Source organism: Hafnia paralvei, assembly GCF_020150375.1.
Taxonomy (GTDB): domain Bacteria; phylum Pseudomonadota; class Gammaproteobacteria; order Enterobacterales; family Enterobacteriaceae; genus Hafnia; species Hafnia paralvei.
The window spans coordinates 3359986-3378365 of sequence record NZ_CP083737.1; the positions used below are offsets into that span (position 1 = coordinate 3359986).

Sequence of the window (18380 nt, forward strand, 5' to 3'; positions counted from 1 at the left end):
TACTCATCAACTTAATAAATCCAAGAAAATCATTAAAAATCAATAACAAAAGAGAATAAATTCATTTCATTTTTAGTTAATTTCGTTAAGTGATTTATTATTATGATTAACCATAAGAAAAAAACAGCTTAATAGGAATATATATCACCAACATGATGACTCATAATTTCCCAGATGATTACCCCTCCGATTAATTAATTAAAAGCACTCATAATCTATTTAGCCAATTCGTTTATTCCTACAAACTGAAACCTTTCAGCTTAAGTAAATCCCTTATATTTTCCAATGAGAGCGGTTTCATTATTATTTATTAATATGAATAATTTTATCGGTAAACCATAAGAACCATCTATGTTATAACAATGTAAGCACTAACGTTTTTACCCGTTTCAGGAGATCACTCATGCATCAACAACACTCTGCGCTCATCATCTTGAATGGTAAAGGTGCTGGAAATGAGGAAGTACGCGAAGCAATTGATGGGCTGCGTACTGCAGGTCATACGCTACATGTTCGCGTCACTTGGGAGCACGGTGATGCGAAGCGCTATGTGGCTGAAGCCGTTGAGCTTGGCGTTGAAACCGTTGTCGCAGGCGGTGGAGATGGCACCATTAACGAGGTCTCGGACGCACTAAGTCAGCATAGTGAATCATCGCGTCCTGTATTAGCCGTATTGCCACTCGGTACCGCCAATGATTTTGCGACTGCCTGCTTAATTCCAGAAAATCCGCAGTCTGCACTTCAGCTTGCTTTACAGGGACGAGCCGTCCCCATCGACTTCGCCCGCGTCAATGGAAAGCGCGTCTTCATCAATATGGCGACGGGGGGATTTGGCACTAAAATCACGACTGAAACCCCTGAAAAATTGAAATCAGTGCTCGGTGGAGCCTCCTACTTCCTACACGGCATCTTACGCATGGATACGCTAAAAGCGGATTTCTGCCAGATATCCGGCCCTAACTTCAATTGGGAAGGAAAAGCACTGATTGTCGCCATCGGCAATGGTCGTCAGGCCGGAGGTGGACAGCCGCTGTGTCCAGAAGCACGCATCAACGATGGGAAACTCGAGCTACGCGTTCTCACTTCTGACGAGTTGTTACCAGCACTTCTTGAAAGCTTACTCAAGGGCGAAAGCAATAAAAATGTCATCGAAGCCTCACTGCCTTGGCTGGAGATTAGCGCACCTCACGACATGACACTCAATCTAGACGGCGAACCCCTAAGCGCCAAACAGTTCCGCATCGAAATTGAACCTGATGCGATAAACCTTCGTCTTCCTCCAAACTGCCCGTTAATCGGATAAGTTAATACGATTTATTGACTCCACCGCTCTCCCCTTCTAGGGGAGAGCGTTCTCTTTGCATTACTGCTGTCCCTCCGCAAGCCTCCTTTCTCATCAAAAAACGTGATCTACGCGCGCACTTTTTGAACTAAATACTTGTATGGTAGTTATATCAGATCTATGTTTCCGACATCGAAACGCTCGCAAAGCAAGTCCAGAAAACAGTGGTGAGGGAGTTCAAATGAAGATCGTTAAGGCCGAAGTATTCGTAACTTGTCCAGGACGTAATTTTGTCACGGTAAAAATCACTACCGATCAGGGACTCACAGGCATCGGCGATGCAACGCTCAACGGCCGCGAATTGCCAGTGGCTTCTTATTTGCAAGATCATGTTTGCCCGCAGTTGATCGGCCGTGATGCTCACCGGATCGAAGATATCTGGCAGTTTTTCTACAAAGGTGCGTACTGGCGCCGTGGACCAGTTACGATGTCCGCGATTTCTGCCGTCGATATGGCGCTGTGGGATATCAAAGCCAAAGCCGCCAATATGCCGTTGTATCAGTTACTTGGCGGGGCATCTCGCGAAGGCGTCATGGTTTACTGCCACACGACCGGCCACTCGATTGATGACGTGCTTGAAGATTATGCCAAGCACAAAGAGATGGGATTTAAGGCTATCCGCGTTCAGTGTGGCGTTCCAGGAATGAAAACCACCTACGGCATGTCAAAAGGAAAAGGGTTAGCCTACGAACCGGCAACCAAAGGAAACTGGCCGGAAGAGCAACTATGGTCAACTGAAAAATATCTCGATTTCACACCGAAACTATTTGAAGCCGTGCGCTCTCGATTTGGCTTTGATGAGCATCTGCTGCACGACATGCACCATCGTTTAACGCCTATTGAAGCGGCACGCTTTGGTAAAAGCATCGAGGATTACCGCCTATTCTGGATGGAGGATCCTACCCCCGCAGAAAACCAAGAGAGCTTCCGTCTCATTCGTCAGCATACCGTAACCCCGATTGCCGTTGGTGAGGTCTTCAACAGCATTTGGGACTGCAAACAGCTGATCGAAGAGCAGCTAATCGATTATATCCGTACCACGATCACCCACGCCGGTGGCATTACCGGTATGCGCCGTATCGCAGATTTCGCCTCACTGTACCAAGTTCGTACCGGCTCACACGGCCCTTCTGATTTGTCGCCAATCTGTATGGCTGCGGCACTGCACTTTGATCTCTGGGTACCTAACTTCGGTGTTCAGGAATACATGGGATATTCCGAGCAAATGCTGGAAGTCTTCCCACATAGCTGGACATTCGACAACGGTTATATGCATCCAGGAGAGAAACCCGGTTTAGGCATCGAGTTTGACGAGAAATTGGCCGCCAAGTATCCGTACGAACCGGCATATTTACCGGTCGCTCGCCTAGAAGACGGCACTCTATGGAACTGGTAAATAAGAGGATTTATTGATGAAAAGCGTTGTAATACAGCAACCAGAACAATTAGCGATCGAAGAGCGTCCTATCCCCCAGCCACAGGCAGGGGAAGTACGTATCCGCGTTTGTAGCGCGGGGATCTGCGGCTCAGACGTACATATTTTTCGTGGGCATAATCCGTTCGCCAAATATCCTCGCGTTATCGGTCATGAATTTTTTGGCATCATTGATGCCGTTGGCGACGGTGTAGAAAACGCACGCATCGGTGAACGAGTGGTTGCCGATCCGGTAGTTAACTGTGGTCATTGTTATCCCTGCTCTATTGGGCGGCCGAACGTCTGTACCGAGTTGCAGGTGATCGGCGTCCACCGCGACGGTGGCTTTAGCGAATATGCCTGTGTCCCCGCCCGCAATGCGTATTTAGTGCCTACCCGCATTCCCGATGCGGAAGCCACGATGATTGAACCGTTCTCTATTGCAGCAAACATATGTGCGCAGGTTAAACCACAACCTAATGATATTGCACTGGTTTACGGTGCAGGACCAATGGGGCTGACCGTCATACAAGCCCTGCGCGGCGTTTATGGCGTAGCAAAAATTATCGTAGCCGATCGTATTTCAGAGCGTCTGCAAATGGCTCAAGACAACGGAGCCGATCGCCTAATAAACAACACCAATGTCGATGTCGCTGACGTATTAGCACAGGAAAATATCCGCCCAACATTAATTATTGACGCCGCATGTCATCCGTCGATTTTGCCTCAGGCTATTGCGTTGGCCTCACCCGCCGCACGTATCGGCATCATGGGATTCTCATCCGAACCGTGCGTACTCAATCAGCAAAGTATCACCAGTAAGGAAATCGCGATCTTCAGCTCACGCCTAAATAGCGCACGTTTTCCGCAGGTTATTGAGTGGATGACGGAGAAAAAAATTCATCCCGAAAAGCTGATTACCCATAGCTTCCCGCTTGAACAGGTTAGAGATGCATTAGTGCTGTTTGAACAAGATCAGAAAACCTGCTGCAAAGTACTTTTAAGTTTTCATCAGTAAGTCAGAGCGACTAATCCGTTAAATGCGAACCCGCTAAATGCGTGCCTCTTAGGCGGCACGCACCCTACAACATAATAATAACTGCGTGGAGTACTTATGTTTAAGAACTTGCGTTGGACAATCGTTTTTTTATTATTTTTAGTTTACATGATCAATTACTTAGATCGTGTCGCACTTTCCATTACGTTGCCGATGATCGAACAAGATCTCTCGCTCAACGCTGAACAGTTCGGGATTATTTTTGGCAGTTTCTTCTTTGGGTACGCCGTATTCAATTTTATCGGTGGCCTTGCAGTAGACAATTTCGGGCCTATGCTGGTGCTCGGCGTCGCGGTTGGATTGTGGTCAATATTCTGCGGCTTCACTGCCCTCGCCTCGGGTTTCTACTCCATGCTGATCCTTCGTGTACTTTTTGGCATGGCTGAAGGCCCGATTTGTTCATCAGCCAACAAAATGATCAATGGCTGGTTCCCTCGCAAACAGGCTGCAACCGCAATGGGATTACTCAGTGCCGGTTCCCCCTTGGGCGGCGCAGTCGCAGGCCCGATTGTCGGCTATCTGGCACTGGCCTTCGGCTGGCGTCCTGCATTTATGATCATCTGTGCTATCGGCATTGTCTGGATGCTAATCTGGTTCTTCGTGGTATCCGATTCTCCAGAGAAAAGCCGTCACGTCAGCCAAGCTGAACGCGCGTTAATTGCACAGCAGAAACACGAAGAAGCCACAACGGACACCAACCAGCAGCCTGGCCATTCGCTCATGTTCTATATGAAGCAGCCAATTATTCTGGTCACCGCTTTTGCTTTCTTTTGCTACAACTATATCTTGTTCTTTTTCCTAAGCTGGTTTCCCTCATATCTGGTACAGGCACATGGTCTGAACATCAAAGAAATGAGCATTACCACCGTTATTCCGTGGATCGTCGGCTTCATTGGATTAGCGTTGGGCGGTATCATTTCTGACAAAATTTACCGTATAACGGGCAAGCTGCTGCTTTCACGCAAAATCGTGCTGGTCGTGTGTTTGCTCGCATCCGCTATCTGTGTCGCGCTGGCTGGAACCGTCACTCAGGTTATACCGGCCGTGATACTGATGTCGGTTTCCATTTTCTTCCTATACGTCACCGGTTCGATTTACTGGGCGATTATTCAAGACGTGGTGCATAAATCACGTATCGGTGGTGCCAGCGGCTTTATTCATCTTATCGGCAGCATATCCGGCATTGTGGGGCCAATCGTGACCGGGTTTATCGTGCAAAATACAGGAAAATTCGATAGCGCATTTATTCTGGCGGGCGGTGTCGCCGCGCTCGGCGCAATTTTGGTGCTGTTTGTTATCCGGCCTTCACGTTCTGAACCGGAATTAGCCCCTCATATTTAACAGCCAAACTTAACACCCTGTGTAGATAAACATCCGCGTTTATCTATACCCTAAATAATTCGAGTTGCATTGAGACGGTAAATAAGCGAGCACCGATGAGCTAACTCTAGCCAGTGATTCGGGTAAGCGAACGTAACCAACAAAAATGCAGCTTGAAGTATGACGGGTATACACAGAATCGAATTCATATCGACATTAACCAGCAAAGGATTTTATATGTCGCGTATCACTCGAAAAATAACCATTCCCGTCAGTATTGGTTATGGACTTACCGATATTATGGGCGGTGGCGCTTTCACTATCATTGGTGCATGGCTGTTGTTCTTCTATACCACTTTCGTTGGGTTAACCCCCATTGAAGCCGCCTCAATTGTAGCGATTGCACGCATTGTCGATGCCATAGTCAGTTTATTTATGGGGAGTTTTACCGATCACTTCTATAAAACCTATTTAGGTAAAAAATTTGGTCGCCGCCGTTTTTTCCTGTTAATTGGTGCTCCGCTGATGCTGGTGTACTCGTTGCTATGGATAACGGGAATGAACTACTGGTTCTATCTCACAATCTATCTCGCGTTTGAAATTATCGCCGCTATCGTATTGATCCCTTGGGAAACATTACCCTCTGAGATGACTAAAGATTTTAACGCCAGAACTAAACTCTCCACCTGCCGGATGTTTATTTCAGCGTTAGGTACTTTTCTAGCGACTTTTATTCCTGGTTTGCTGATTAAACATTTTGGTGAAGGAAATGCCAATGCTTACCTATTCAACGGAATCGCCTTTTCAATTGTCTTTATGGTATGCGTATTTATTTCTTGGAAGGTCACATGGGAGCGTGAACTAACCCCCGAAATGTATGCAGAGCTGGAAAAATCTCAAATAAAAAGATCGGCCAGGGAGAAAGTAAAAGCAGTAGGAAATCTATTTAAAGACTATATTTCAACCTTAAAAGTGAGAGCCTTCAGAAAACACCTATCCATTTATCTACTCTCATTCACCGCCAAAGATGTCTATAACACCGTTTTCGTATTCTTCTGTGTCTATTGCTTAAGTATTTCCTCGTCATTTGCCGCAAGTTTGCTTTCGCTGAGCATTGTGGGATTACCTGTCACCCTGCTCGCTGGGGTTGCCATGATTAAATATGGACCCGCTAAGCTGTATGTTTTCGCCTATTCAATCATGCTTCTCTGCCTCGGTGGATTGCTCTGCGTCTATCTGTTCCCAGTATCAAATCAGGCCATGGTTCTTATTGCACTGGCGGCGTTCTATCAGGTTGGCCGCTGCATATTAGAATTCACCCCGTGGAACGTTTTCCCGTTCATTCCTGATGTGGACGAAATGATTACACGCCAGCGTCGAGAAGGATTATTTGCCGCGGTAATGACCTTCTCACGCAAAACCACCGTCGCTATCGCCACTTTTATCGTTGGCATCCTGCTGCAAACCGGCGGTTTTGTAAAAGGCAGCTTGGTACAGCCCCCTGAGGCAACTCACACCATCGCCCTGGTGTTATTTATCGGCACCACGTTGCTGTTGGTCGGAGCGCTCATTCAGGCACTTTCGTTCCGGCTGAATAAGACCACCCACAAAATTCTCGTGGATGAAATCGATCGCCTAAAAGCCAGTGGATCAAAACTCAGGGTGGAGGCAAAAACCAGAGGCGTTATAGAAGATCTCACCGGCTATCGCTACGACACGCTGTGGTGCGAAGAGTCCAATAACGCCACTCAAGATGTCGCGGTTCCTGAGTTAATAAAACCAGCACCACTTCGCCAAGAATAATGGATATCACTATGAAACAGACCTTATTGCAGGCTAACGCCGTCGTTCCCACCTACTCTCGCGAACGACTGATTCCACGCATTGCACATATTGGCTTTGGCGCCTTTCATCGTGCACATCAAGCGGTATACGCCGATCGGTTAGCTGCCGAACACGGCAGCGACTGGGGATACTGTGAGATCAACCTGATTGGCGGCGAGCAACAGATCCAAGACTTGCACCAACAGGATAACGTATTCAGCGTGGCAGAAATGTCAGAGCAAGGCTGGCAATGTCGGGTGGTGGGCGTGGTTCGCCAAGCATTGCATGCGCAAATTGACGGTATTGATGCCGTTCTTGACGCCCTCTGCCAGCCAGAAATTGCCATTGTCTCTCTGACAATCACGGAAAAAGGTTACTGTCACTATCCCGCCAGCGGCGTACTTAACCTTGAACATCCATTAATCATTCATGATATTGCGCACCCACGGCATCCGCACTCAGCCGCAGGCGTTATCGTCGCCGCGTTGGCTAAACGCCGCGCCACTCATTTGCCCGCATTTACCGTGATGTCATGTGACAACATGCCGGAAAATGGTCATGTCACCCACAATGTCATTTGTGGGCTGGCCGCGGCCCAGTCGCCAGATTTGGCTGAATGGATCGAGAAAAATGTGACGTTCCCGTCAACCATGGTCGATCGCATCGTTCCGGCAGTTACCACCGCAACATTAGCGCAAATAGAACAGCAGCTTGGCATGGCCGATCCCGTTGGCGTAGCCTGTGAGCCATTTCGCCAATGGGTCATCGAAGACAATTTCGTCGCAGGCCGCCCCGCATGGGAAAAAGTGGGGGCGGAACTGGTAAGCAACGTATTACCTTATGAAGAAATGAAGCTGCGAATGCTGAACGGTAGCCACTCATTTTTAGCCTATCTCGGCTATCTGGCGGGTTATCAACACATTAACGACTGCATGCAGGACGAAAACTATCGCCTTGCCGCTCGCACTCTGATGCTGGATGAACAGGCGCCCACTCTCAGCGTGCCAGACATCGATCTTGCCGCCTACGCGGATTCACTAATCGCTCGCTACGCGAATCCAGCGCTGAAACATCGCACCTGGCAAATCGCCATGGACGGTAGCCAAAAACTGCCACAGCGCATGCTGGACTCTGTACGTTGGCACCTCAGTCATGGTTCTAGCTTTGAGCTGTTGGCGCTGGGCGTGGCCAGTTGGATGCGCTACGTAGGCGGTATCGACGAACGAGGTGATCACATTGAGATCAGCGATCCGCTGCTGGCTGAGATCCAAACCGTCGTCACAGGCTCTTCGCAGGGGGAAAAGCGCGTGGATGCCTTGCTGTCGCTAACTACTATTTTTGGCCACGACCTCGCCAAACAGCCTCGATTCACTCAAGCCGTTCACGCGGCCTATCGCGCCCTGTTAGAAAAGGGGGCAAAAGCCACCGTCGCACACTATCTGGTTCAGCTCAAAAAATAAGGTGTACAACATGCAAAGAATTACCTTCGATGTCATGAAAAACACAGTCAAACAAGCCTTCATTAATGCGGGATTAAACGCAGCACGGGCCGATATCTGTGCTCAGATCCATACTGAGTCTAGCTGCGACGGCATTTATTCTCACGGATTAAACCGTGTCGCACGTTTCGTGGATTACGTGAAGCAAGGCTGGATTGCTATTGATGCCGCCCCCACCTTGGTTAAATCGCTTGGGGCTATCGAAATTTATGACGGTCAACGTGGGATTGGTATCACAAATGCCCTGTTTGCCACAGAACAAGCCAGTAAAATAGCGAAAGAGAACGGTATTGGTATTGTCGCACTGCGCAACACCACTCACTGGATGCGCGGTGGAACCTATGGTTGGAAAGCCGCAGAAAAAGGGCTGGCGGCAATTTGCTGGACCAACACCGAATCCTGTATGCCTGCTTGGGGCGCGAAAAATACTCGCCTTGGCAATAATCCGTTTGTGATGGCAGTACCGCGAGAAAGCGGTCCTTTGGTGCTCGACATGGCAATGTCACAATATGCCTATGGTAAACTACAGGTCACACGCTTAAAAGGTGAAAAACTTCCCTACCCCGGCGGCTACGACAAAGACGGCAACTTAACCGATGAACCGGGCCCGATTGAGCAATCCATGCGTATCTTGCCGACGGGCTATTGGAAAGGCTCAAGTATGGCAATACTGCTGGATGCGATGGCGGCGCTGCTGTCTGCCGGTGAACCCACCAACGGGATAGATAAGATTCAAAAAGGGAGCTGTACCGGCGCTAGCCAAATATTTATGGTTTTTGATCCAACCCAACTGGGGGGGCATGACTTTACCAACAAAATGGCCGACAGCGTGGCCGCCTATGTGAAAAGCTCGGAGCCCGCCGAGGGACAAGCTGCCGTTTATTACCCAGGTGAACTCGAAGTCAAAACCCGCCGAGAAAATCTCGCCGAGGGCATTCCAGTTGACGACGGCGTTTGGGATGACGTTCTCAAACTCGCTGCGACAAACGCGCGATAAAAGCACACACATTCCGGCTCCTCATACGCCAGTGAGGAGCCATGATCCAAGCGATTCATTCTCGCTAAATCCCTGTATCAGCAACGGCAAATCTTTAGCAAACTTATGCTAGACTGATGCGACTTCCCCCTTAAATACAAAATGACGCCATACGCATGTCAATGCATACTCCGCAGCAAAATTATGACCTAAATGGCAACTTGCCAGTCAATCAGCAAATCTATCGCTACCTGCGTAAAGACATCGTTGAATGCACGATCCCGCCGGGTACCTTGCTGTCAGAAAAGGAAATATCGACCCGTTTCAATGTGTCACGCCAGCCGGTACGAGAAGCATTTATCAAATTAGCTGAAAATGGCTTAGTACAAATCTTGCCTCAGCGTGGCACTTTCGTGCAGAAGATCTCCGTGAAACGCGTTGCTGACGGACGTTTTATCCGCAGTGCCATTGAGTGCAGTATTGCTCGGCGAGCCGCTGAGTTAGCTACAGCAGAACAGTTGCTGATGCTGGAACACAATATCAGTCGACAAAAGTTGGCCGCTCAGCACAATCAAACCAGCGAGTTTCTCGCGCTTGATGACCAATTTCACCAGCTATTAACGGAAATAGCCGATTGCCCGCTAGCATGGGAAACCATTGAAAATATCAAAGCGACGATGGATCGGGTTCGTTTTCTCACTCTCAGTAAGGTATCCCCTCCTGAAAGTCTGATTACCCAGCATGAAAAAATCTATCAGGCAATTGCCGATCACAATCCAGAGTCCGCTGAAAAGGCTGTGTTAGTGCATCTTCAAGAAATGATCCACACCATCACACCAATCGAACAGCAGAATCAGGATTGGTTCGCACAAGAAAATTTATAGAATAACCGTTAGGAATATAACGCCTTAGTCGCAGACTTAGTTATCTTCTGGCCTATTTAACAACGCTGTAGGGATCTCTCTCTTTAAACGATCCAACATATGCGTAAAGGCGCGATTTTGCAGAGAGCTTTTATTATAAATCATATAAATCGTGGTTTTTAACATCTCAAACTCGGTTTTTAGCGAGCGAACTTTGAATGATGAGCCAAAACGATCTAATAAACTTTGTGGAACAACGCCGATAGCATCGGTATTTTCAACCACGCTAATAATCCCCAGCATAGAGTTACTCGAAAATAGAAAATGACGTTCACCTAAAACTTCGTTCAACATCACCTTATGGGTTAACACTTCAGCATCATCCAAATTCATCGAGGTAAAACGCTCATTGGCAACATCAAGTTTAGTTAGCGTATCGCCAACACGTGGATGATCATTGCGGCAAATAACAGCCATCGGTTCTACAGAACATGGCGTACAGACCGTCGAGAAGCTCACATAAGGGCTTGGACTAAAAATAATATCGGCTTTGCGAAAATTGAGTAGCTCTTCTGTACTACTACGCTGGGTGTAAGAGCTGTAATGCACAATTTCATAATCCATTCCGTCATTTTGTAAACTACGTACCACGGTAGGTAACAACGCCATACTCATAAAAGGCGGTGCGTAAACCACAAATTTAGTTTTAAGAGCCATATCAGGCGTTGGGTTAATTGCCTTATTTAACTGCCCCATACTCTGAGCCAGTTGCTCATGTAAATTCGCCGCTACGGTGGTTGGTGAAATCCCTTTGCCTTCTCGAATAAACAAAGGATCAGAGAAGTGATTACGCAATTTTTGTAGCGACTGGCTCACTGCAGAAGGCGTCATTCCTAAAGAGGCGGCTGCATTACTGACACTGGAATGGATAAAGACCATTTCGAAAATGGTTAATAGGTTAAGGTCAAAAACCTTAATTTTACTAAGTGAATTACGTTCGTTGCGCTCAGCCATAAAGAATATGCTCTTATTTAAATGATCATTAATTTGATTGTTTTCATCCTAATTGATAATTAAATTAAATCCATTAACCAGCGCTACATGCCTTGTTAAGTTATTATAAACAACTAAATGAGGCTACATAGCAAGAGCAATGAGCGAAAGTCACGAAGTTTTATAAGAGATAAAAAAAAGCCTCGTGTTCTTAATGAGATACGAGGCTTGTTAAAACTCAAAATATCAATGACGATGACGAACGATTTGGTACCGACGCGTTAAATACTCCACGGGAACACTCCAGATGTGCACTAAACGGCAGAATGGAAATAGCACAAATAGCGTAAGCCCTAATACGATATGCAGCTTGAAAATGAGTGCTACGCCCTCTAAGTGCTCAGCCGCCCCTGCGTGGAAGGTCACAATTGACTGTGCCCATGCCACCAGCTTCATCATTTCGCTGCCGTCCATATGTTGAGCAGAGAACGGAATCGTCAGCAGTCCCAAGCATACTTGCACCACCAACAGCGTCAAAATAAGAATATCGCCAACGCTTGAGGTCGCACGTACGCGTGGGTTAGTTAAACGACGCTTCAATAGCATTACGCCGCCAATCAACATCATCACACTACATGCACCACCTGCAAACATCGCCATTTTCTGCTTAACCGGCACAGGGAGAAACGACTCATACATCCAATGCGGCGTCAGCATGCCAAGAAAATGCCCAGCGAAGATACCTAAAATCCCAATATGGAATAGGTTAGAAGCCAGACGCATTCCCTTTTTATCCAACATTTGGCTAGAGCCCGCACGCCAGCTATATTGACCATAGTCATAACGTATCCAACTGCCAATAATAAAAATGGCGCCTGCCATGTAGGGATAAATATCAAAAAAGAACTGGTTGAGATAATTCATTGACGTTCTCCTGCCACCGGCGTGGCGTCCAAACTGAGGTACTGCGGCGCTACGCCTCCGGCAAAGCGACGTTGATGTGCATTTTGCTGTGCCGAAGCGCAGCCTTCCTCACCAAGAAACTTCACTTGTTCCTCTTCCCACACGGCATCCAATGCAGCTGGAGTATCGTCCCGTGCCTCCTGAGCCACTTTGTCGCTAAGCTGTTCACTTTCAACATGAGTGCCTGAAACCGCTAGCAACAGATCAAATAGCGTCGCGTAGTGGCTTTGGCGATCTTTCAAACGCGCGCCCAGCAAGGCAAGAATTGGCACAATATCCAGTAAACCTTGGCGCGCCGTTTCACGATCGCGACTCGCGAGGAACTCGAGATACATTGGCAGAAAGTCCGGCAACTCGCGGCTATCGATCTCTAAACCTGCCGCGCTATATTGCGCCATCAAATCAACCATCGCCTGACCGCGATCTCGAGACTCACCGTGCACATGCTCAAACAACAGTAATGAGGTGGCACGCCCGCGATCGAAGAGCTCACAGTACTGCGCCTGTACATCCATCAGATCATGGCTTGTGAAGTCACGGATGTAAGCCATCAACTGAGCAGATTGCGCCAGCGTTAACTCATTCGCATCATCCAGCGCGGCGATCAGCTCCTGCTGGTTTTCCCATAGGGCTTCATCGGGATAATCCAGCAGACGAGCCACAATGCGTAGCGTTATCATGAGCGTTTCTCCCCATGAATATCCGCATCACGCGGCGTTTTCTGCGTCACGTCGATGGCATCAATACGGCGGCTATTAAACAAATTAAACGTGGTATCACTACCATGACAGCCATCACCAAAGCTGAAACCACAGCCCTTACTTTCAGGGAAGGCCTCGCGAGCCTGTTCACGATGACTTGATGGGATCACAAAGCGATCTTCATAGTTGGCGATTGCCAAATAGCGATACATCTCTTGTGCCTGAGCCTCAGTTAACCCCACCTGCTCCAACGCGCTGGTGTCGGTGACGCCGTCCACGGTTTCAGCCCGTTTGAAATGACGCATTGCCAACATGCGTTTTAACGCCAGCAACACCGGCGCGGTATCACCTGCGGTCAATAAGTTGGCAAGATACTGGACGGGAATGCGCAGACTTTCGACATCAGGCAGCACGCCAGAATGTGGCAACGCTCCAGCATCCGCCGCCGACTGAATGGGCGACAACGGCGGCACATACCAGACCATCGGCAGCGTACGATATTCAGGATGCAATGGCAGAGCGAGTTTCCAATCCATCGCCATTTTGTACACCGGCGATTTCTGGGCTGATTCAATCACGCCCTGCGGCACGCCATCTTTCAGCGCCTGTTCGATTACTGCGGGATCGTTAGGGTCGAGGAAAATATCCAACTGACGCTGATACAAATCCTGCTCATTCTCTGCTGAAGCGGCATCGGCAATCTTATCTGCGTCATATAGCAATACGCCCAAGTAACGAATACGCCCCACGCAGGTTTCAGAGCAGATCGTTGGCTGTCCGGATTCAATACGTGGATAACAGAAGATGCACTTCTCCGATTTGCCACTCTTCCAGTTAAAGTAGATTTTCTTGTATGGACAACCGGTCAAACACATGCGCCAACCGCGGCATTTATCTTGATCAATCAATACAATGCCGTCTTCTGAACGCTTGTAAATCGCACCACTCTGGCAGGTCGCAACACAAGCCGGATTCAGGCAGTGTTCACATAGGCGCGGCAAATACATCATGAAAGTGTTTTCGAACTGACCATACATCTCTTTTTGCATGTTGGCGAAATTCTGGTCTTTAGCGCGTTTTTCAAACTCACCGCCCAGAATATCGTCCCAGTTCGGACCATTTTCGATTTTCTTCATGCGCTGACCGGTGATCAGTGAACGCGGACGCGCAATGGGCTGATGTTTGCTTTCTGGCGCGTTTTGCAGATGATGATAATCGTAGTCAAACGGTTCGTAATAATCGTCTAAACCCGGAACATCAGGGTTGGCGAAGATTTTAGACAGTAAACCAACGCGGTTCCCCATGCGTGGTTCGAGTTTACCGTTGATCTTACGGATCCAGCCGCCCTTCCACTTTTCCTGATCTTCCCAGTTGTGGGGATAGCCAACGCCCGGTTTGCTTTCAACATTGTTGAACCAGGCATATTCGGTGCCCTCACGGCTAGTCCAAACATTTTTACAGGTCACAGAACACGTATGGCAGCCAATACATTTATCGAGATTTAGCACCATACCGACTTGAGAACGGATTTTCATTTGGCCTTCTCCTGCTGGCTATCCTTTTGATCTTGCGTGTAATCGTTACCTTCATCGTCTAACCAGTCGATACGATTCATCTTACGTACCACGACAAACTCATCGCGGTTAGAGCCCACGGTGCCATAGTAGTTAAAGCCGTAGGCCAGTTGAGCGTAGCCGCCAATCATGTGTGTCGGCTTCGGTGAAATACGTGTCACGGAGTTATGAATTCCCCCTCGCTGGCTAGTGATTTCCGAGCCCGGAATATTCACGATACGTTCTTGCGCGTGGTACATCATGGTCATACCCGCAGGAACACGCTGGCTGACCACCGCACGCGCAGTCAGCGCGCCGTTGGCGTTAAAGGCTTCAATCCAATCGTTATCCTCGATACCTAATTCTTTGGCATCATCTTCACTCAGCCAAACAATTGGGCCACCGCGGCCTAAGGTCAGCATCAACAGGTTGTCGCTGTAAGTAGAGTGGATCCCCCACTTCTGGTGTGGCGTCAGGAAGTTCAACGCTTTTTCTTTATTACCATTCGGCGTTTTCCCCATGACCGGCGCCGCGGCGCGAGTATCGATAGGCGGACGATATACCAGTAGGCTTTCACCAAAGGCACGCATCCACTCATGATCCTGATACAGCTGCTGGCGGCCACTCAGCGTACGCCAAGGAATGAGCTCGTGAACGTTGGTGTAGCAGGCGTTGTAAGATACATGTTCGTCTTCTAAGCCAGACCATGTTGGGCTAGAGATAATTTTGCGTGGTTGCGCCTGAATATCGCGGAAGCGAATTTTCTCGTCTTCCTTGTTTAACGCCAGATGTGTATGGTCACGACCCGTAATATTGCTTAAGGCCTGCCATGCTTTCACCGCAACTTGACCGTTAGTTTCAGGAGCTAACGACAGAATGACTTCCGCAGCATCAATGGCCGTTTCAATTTTAGGGCGACCGGCTGCTGCGCCGTCTGGCTGGGTGTAGTTCAGCTGTTTGAGGAAATCGACCTCAGTCTGTGTGTTCCAACTGATGCCTTTACCGCCGTTGCCTAGCGTATCCATCAATGGGCCGAGAGACGTGAAGCGTGCATAGGTATTTGGGTAATCACGCTCCACTGCGATAATGTGCGGCGCGGTTTGCCCTGGAATTAGGTCGCATTCGCCTTTTTTCCAATCCTTCACGCCAAACGGCTGAGCCAACTCTGCGGCAGAATCGTGCTGAATAGGTAAGGTGACAATATCGGTTTCTTTACCCAGATGCCCTTCACACAGGCGCGAAAACGCGTCGGCGATACCTTTATAGATTTCCCAGTCGCTTTTAGATTCCCAAGCAGGATCGACGGCGGCAGACAATGGATGAATAAACGGATGCATATCCGACGTATTCATGTCGTCTTTTTCATACTATGTTGCCGTTGGCAGCACGATATCCGAGTATAAACAGGTGCTCGACATGCGGAAATCCAGCGTCACCACCAGATCCAACTTGCCTTCAGCGCCGTTGTCTTTCCACTCGACGTCTTCAGGCTTGACGCCACCCGGCTGCCCCAAATCCTGCCCCTGAATTCCATGTTCAGTACCCAGCAAATATTTGAGCATATACTCATGCCCTTTACCGGAAGACCCCAACAGATTGGAACGCCATACAAACAGATTACGTGGGAAGTTTTTCTCATCGTCAGGCTGCTCAGCAGCAAATCGAATTGAACCGTCTTTCAGGCTTTTTACCGTGTAATCAACCGGAGACATCCCTGCCGCGCGTGCCTGCTCGGCAATGTGCAGCGGGTTAGTTCCCAACTGTGGTGCTGATGGCAACCAGCCCATACGTTCGGCGCGCACGTTCAGATCAATCAGGCTGGCGCTGAATCGGGTTTTATCCGCCATGGGCGATAACAGCTCTTCGGTACCCACCGTTTCATAACGCCATTGGCTTGAATGGTTATAGAAGAATGAGGTGCTATTCATGTGGCGCGGTGGACGCTGCCAATCTAGGCCAAACGCCAGTGGGGTCCAGCCAGTTTGCGGACGCAGTTTTTCTTGTCCAACATAGTGAGCCCAACCGCCGCCGCTCTGGCCTACGCAACCACAGAAAATCAGCATATTGATAAGACCGCGATAGGTCATATCCATGTGGTACCAGTGGTTGACACCGGCACCCACGATAATCATCGAGCGTCCGCGCGTTTTTTCTGCGTTTTGTGCAAACTCACGCGCAATACGTACGATGTTTTCTTTGCTTACGCCGGTGACCAATTCAGCCCACGCAGGAGAATAGGCTTTCACATCGTCATAGCTCTGCGCGCAGTTGTCATCGTTTAAGCCGCGCTCAATGCCATAGTTGGCTAACGTTAGATCATATACGCTAGTCACTAAGGCACTTGAACCATCGGCTAACTGAAGGCGTTTTACCGGCAGTTTATGCAGCAGAATGTCCTGCAGTTCAACGCTGTTAAACGGATCGCTCTCACCGGTTTTGATACCACCAAAGTAAGGGAAGCCCACTTCAGCAAGCTCGTCATAATTATCCAGCAGACTGAGCTGTAGCTTAATCTCTTCACCGCTGGTGCCATCACGTTGTTCTAAGTTCCATTTGCCTTTTTCGCCCCAGCGATAACCGATAGAACCCTGTGGAGCGGTCAGTTCGCCATTTTGGTTAATTGCCACAGTTTTCCATTCAGGGTTATTTTCCTGGCCTAGACCATCAACCAAATCTGAGGCACGCAGCATACGGCCAGCCGCATAATATCCACCCTCGCGCGGTTCCAACAGCACCAGCATTGGCATATCGGTGTATGTACGCACATAGTCGGCAAAGTATTCTGTCTGACGTTGTACGTGGAACTCTTTCAAGATCACGTGCCCCATCGCCAGCGCCATCGCACTGTCGGTGCCCTGTTTAGGGTTAAGCCACTGATCGCAAAGTTTGGCAATTTCTGCGTAGTCTGGTGTCACCGCTACGGTTTTGGTTCCCTTGTAACGAACTTCGGTAAAAAAGTGCGCATCAGGAGTACGCGTCTGTGGAACATTCGAGCCCCATGCGATGATATAAGAAGAGTTATACCAATCAGCAGATTCAGGAACGTCGGTCTGCTCGCCCCAAGTCATCGGTGATGCCGGTGGCAAATCACAGTACCAGTCATAGAAGCTCAAACATACGCCGCCGATCAGCGACAGATAGCGAGCACCAGCGGCATAGGAAACCATCGACATCGCCGGAATCGGTGAGAAGCCGATAATACGGTCTGGACCATACTGTTTGGCGGTGTAAACGTTAGACGCCGCAATCAGCTCGTTGACCTCTTTCCAGCTAGAACGCACGAAACCACCGCGGCCTCGCGCCTGCTTATATTCTTTCGCCTTTTCGCTGTCGCTGACGATAGAAGCCCATGCATCTACCGGATCGCTATGCTGTGCTTTTGCTTCACGCCAAAGCTTCATCAGGCGCTTACGCATCATGGGGTATTTCACGCGGTTAGCGCTATACAGATACCAAGAGTAGCTTGCACCGCGTGGGCATCCACGAGGTTCATGGTTTGGCAAATCAGGGCGTGTACGAGGATAGTCCGTCTGCTGGGTTTCCCAAGTGACTAGGCCATTCTTGACGTAAATCTTCCAGCTGCATGAACCTGTGCAGTTTACCCCATGGGTAGAACGAACGATTTTGTCATGCTGCCAGCGGCTACGGTATCCGTCTTCCCAGTCACGGTTTACGTTCCATTCTTGGCCGTGGCCGTCAGCGAACGTTTCACCTTTCTGTTTGAAATAACGGAACCGGTCAAGAAATTTGCTCATCCGGAGTTCTCCTGGTACGGGGATTAAAGCCCCTGTCATTATTGTGAAATATGCATGATGCATTGCTCAGATTGGGCTCAGCCTACCGACCGTTACGCGCGCGGAACTTGATTGCGATCA

At 48.8% G+C, this 18380-nt stretch carries 12 protein-coding genes and 1 pseudogene; 8 read left to right on the forward strand and 5 right to left on the reverse strand.

The annotated features are described in order from the left end of the window. Positions 1-403: 403 nt before the first annotated feature. From yegS to K9N75_RS15910, 8 genes are all read left to right on the forward strand, one after another. Entirely contained in the window at positions 404-1303 is a 900-nt protein-coding gene (gene yegS, locus K9N75_RS15875; protein WP_008814186.1) for a lipid kinase YegS, read from the forward strand. A 220-nt stretch (positions 1304-1523) separates the two neighbouring features. Further along, positions 1524-2738 (forward strand): D-mannonate dehydratase ManD, encoded by a 1215-nt coding sequence (gene manD, locus K9N75_RS15880; RefSeq protein ID WP_039188102.1) that lies wholly within the window; start codon positions 1524-1526, stop codon positions 2736-2738. A 16-nt stretch (positions 2739-2754) separates the two neighbouring features. Further along, positions 2755-3774 carry a Zn-dependent oxidoreductase gene (locus K9N75_RS15885; protein WP_039188101.1) on the forward strand — a complete coding sequence of 340 codons (1020 nt, stop codon included), beginning with the start codon at positions 2755-2757 and terminating at the stop codon, positions 3772-3774. A 96-nt stretch (positions 3775-3870) separates the two neighbouring features. Next, positions 3871-5154 (forward strand): MFS transporter, encoded by a 1284-nt coding sequence (locus K9N75_RS15890; RefSeq protein ID WP_224451871.1) that lies wholly within the window; start codon positions 3871-3873, stop codon positions 5152-5154. A gap of 216 nt (positions 5155-5370) precedes the next feature. Continuing rightward, positions 5371-6936 (forward strand): MFS transporter, encoded by a 1566-nt coding sequence (locus tag K9N75_RS15895; RefSeq protein ID WP_224451872.1) that lies wholly within the window; start codon positions 5371-5373, stop codon positions 6934-6936. 11 nt (positions 6937-6947) lie between these two features. Further along, positions 6948-8417 carry a mannitol dehydrogenase family protein gene (locus K9N75_RS15900; RefSeq protein ID WP_224451873.1) on the forward strand — a complete coding sequence of 490 codons (1470 nt, stop codon included), beginning with the start codon at positions 6948-6950 and terminating at the stop codon, positions 8415-8417. 10 nt (positions 8418-8427) lie between these two features. Continuing rightward, positions 8428-9453, forward strand: a complete 1026-nt coding sequence (yiaK, locus tag K9N75_RS15905; RefSeq protein ID WP_224451874.1) for a 3-dehydro-L-gulonate 2-dehydrogenase — start codon at positions 8428-8430, stop codon at positions 9451-9453. A 155-nt stretch (positions 9454-9608) separates the two neighbouring features. Beyond that, positions 9609-10316, forward strand: coding sequence for a GntR family transcriptional regulator (locus tag K9N75_RS15910; protein ID WP_008814193.1), 708 nt, complete (start codon positions 9609-9611; stop codon positions 10314-10316). A gap of 36 nt (positions 10317-10352) precedes the next feature. Here K9N75_RS15910 and K9N75_RS15915 read toward each other — a convergent pair whose 3' ends face one another. From K9N75_RS15915 to K9N75_RS15935, 5 genes and pseudogenes are all read right to left on the reverse strand, one after another. Further along, complete coding sequence (locus K9N75_RS15915; protein ID WP_039188090.1) at positions 10353-11309, reverse strand: LysR family transcriptional regulator; 957 nt, start codon at positions 11307-11309, stop codon at positions 10353-10355. Positions 11310-11534: 225 nt separating this feature from the next. Then, on the reverse strand, positions 11535-12212 hold the full coding sequence (gene narI, locus K9N75_RS15920; protein ID WP_224451875.1) for a respiratory nitrate reductase subunit gamma: 678 nt from the start codon (positions 12210-12212) through the stop codon (positions 11535-11537). After that, entirely contained in the window at positions 12209-12931 is a 723-nt protein-coding gene (narJ, locus tag K9N75_RS15925; RefSeq protein ID WP_061059742.1) for a nitrate reductase molybdenum cofactor assembly chaperone, read from the reverse strand. The genes narI and narJ overlap by 4 nt, the downstream gene beginning before the upstream one ends. Further along, the gene (gene narH, locus K9N75_RS15930) at positions 12928-14487 is read right to left on the reverse strand and encodes a nitrate reductase subunit beta (protein WP_224451876.1); all 1560 of its coding nucleotides are present in this window, start codon (positions 14485-14487) and stop codon (positions 12928-12930) included. Before narH ends, narJ begins: the two co-directional genes overlap by 4 nt. After that, positions 14484-18260, reverse strand: a pseudogene (locus tag K9N75_RS15935) (nitrate reductase subunit alpha). The gene narH and the pseudogene K9N75_RS15935 overlap by 4 nt, the downstream one beginning before the upstream one ends. Positions 18261-18380: the final 120 nt, after the last annotated feature.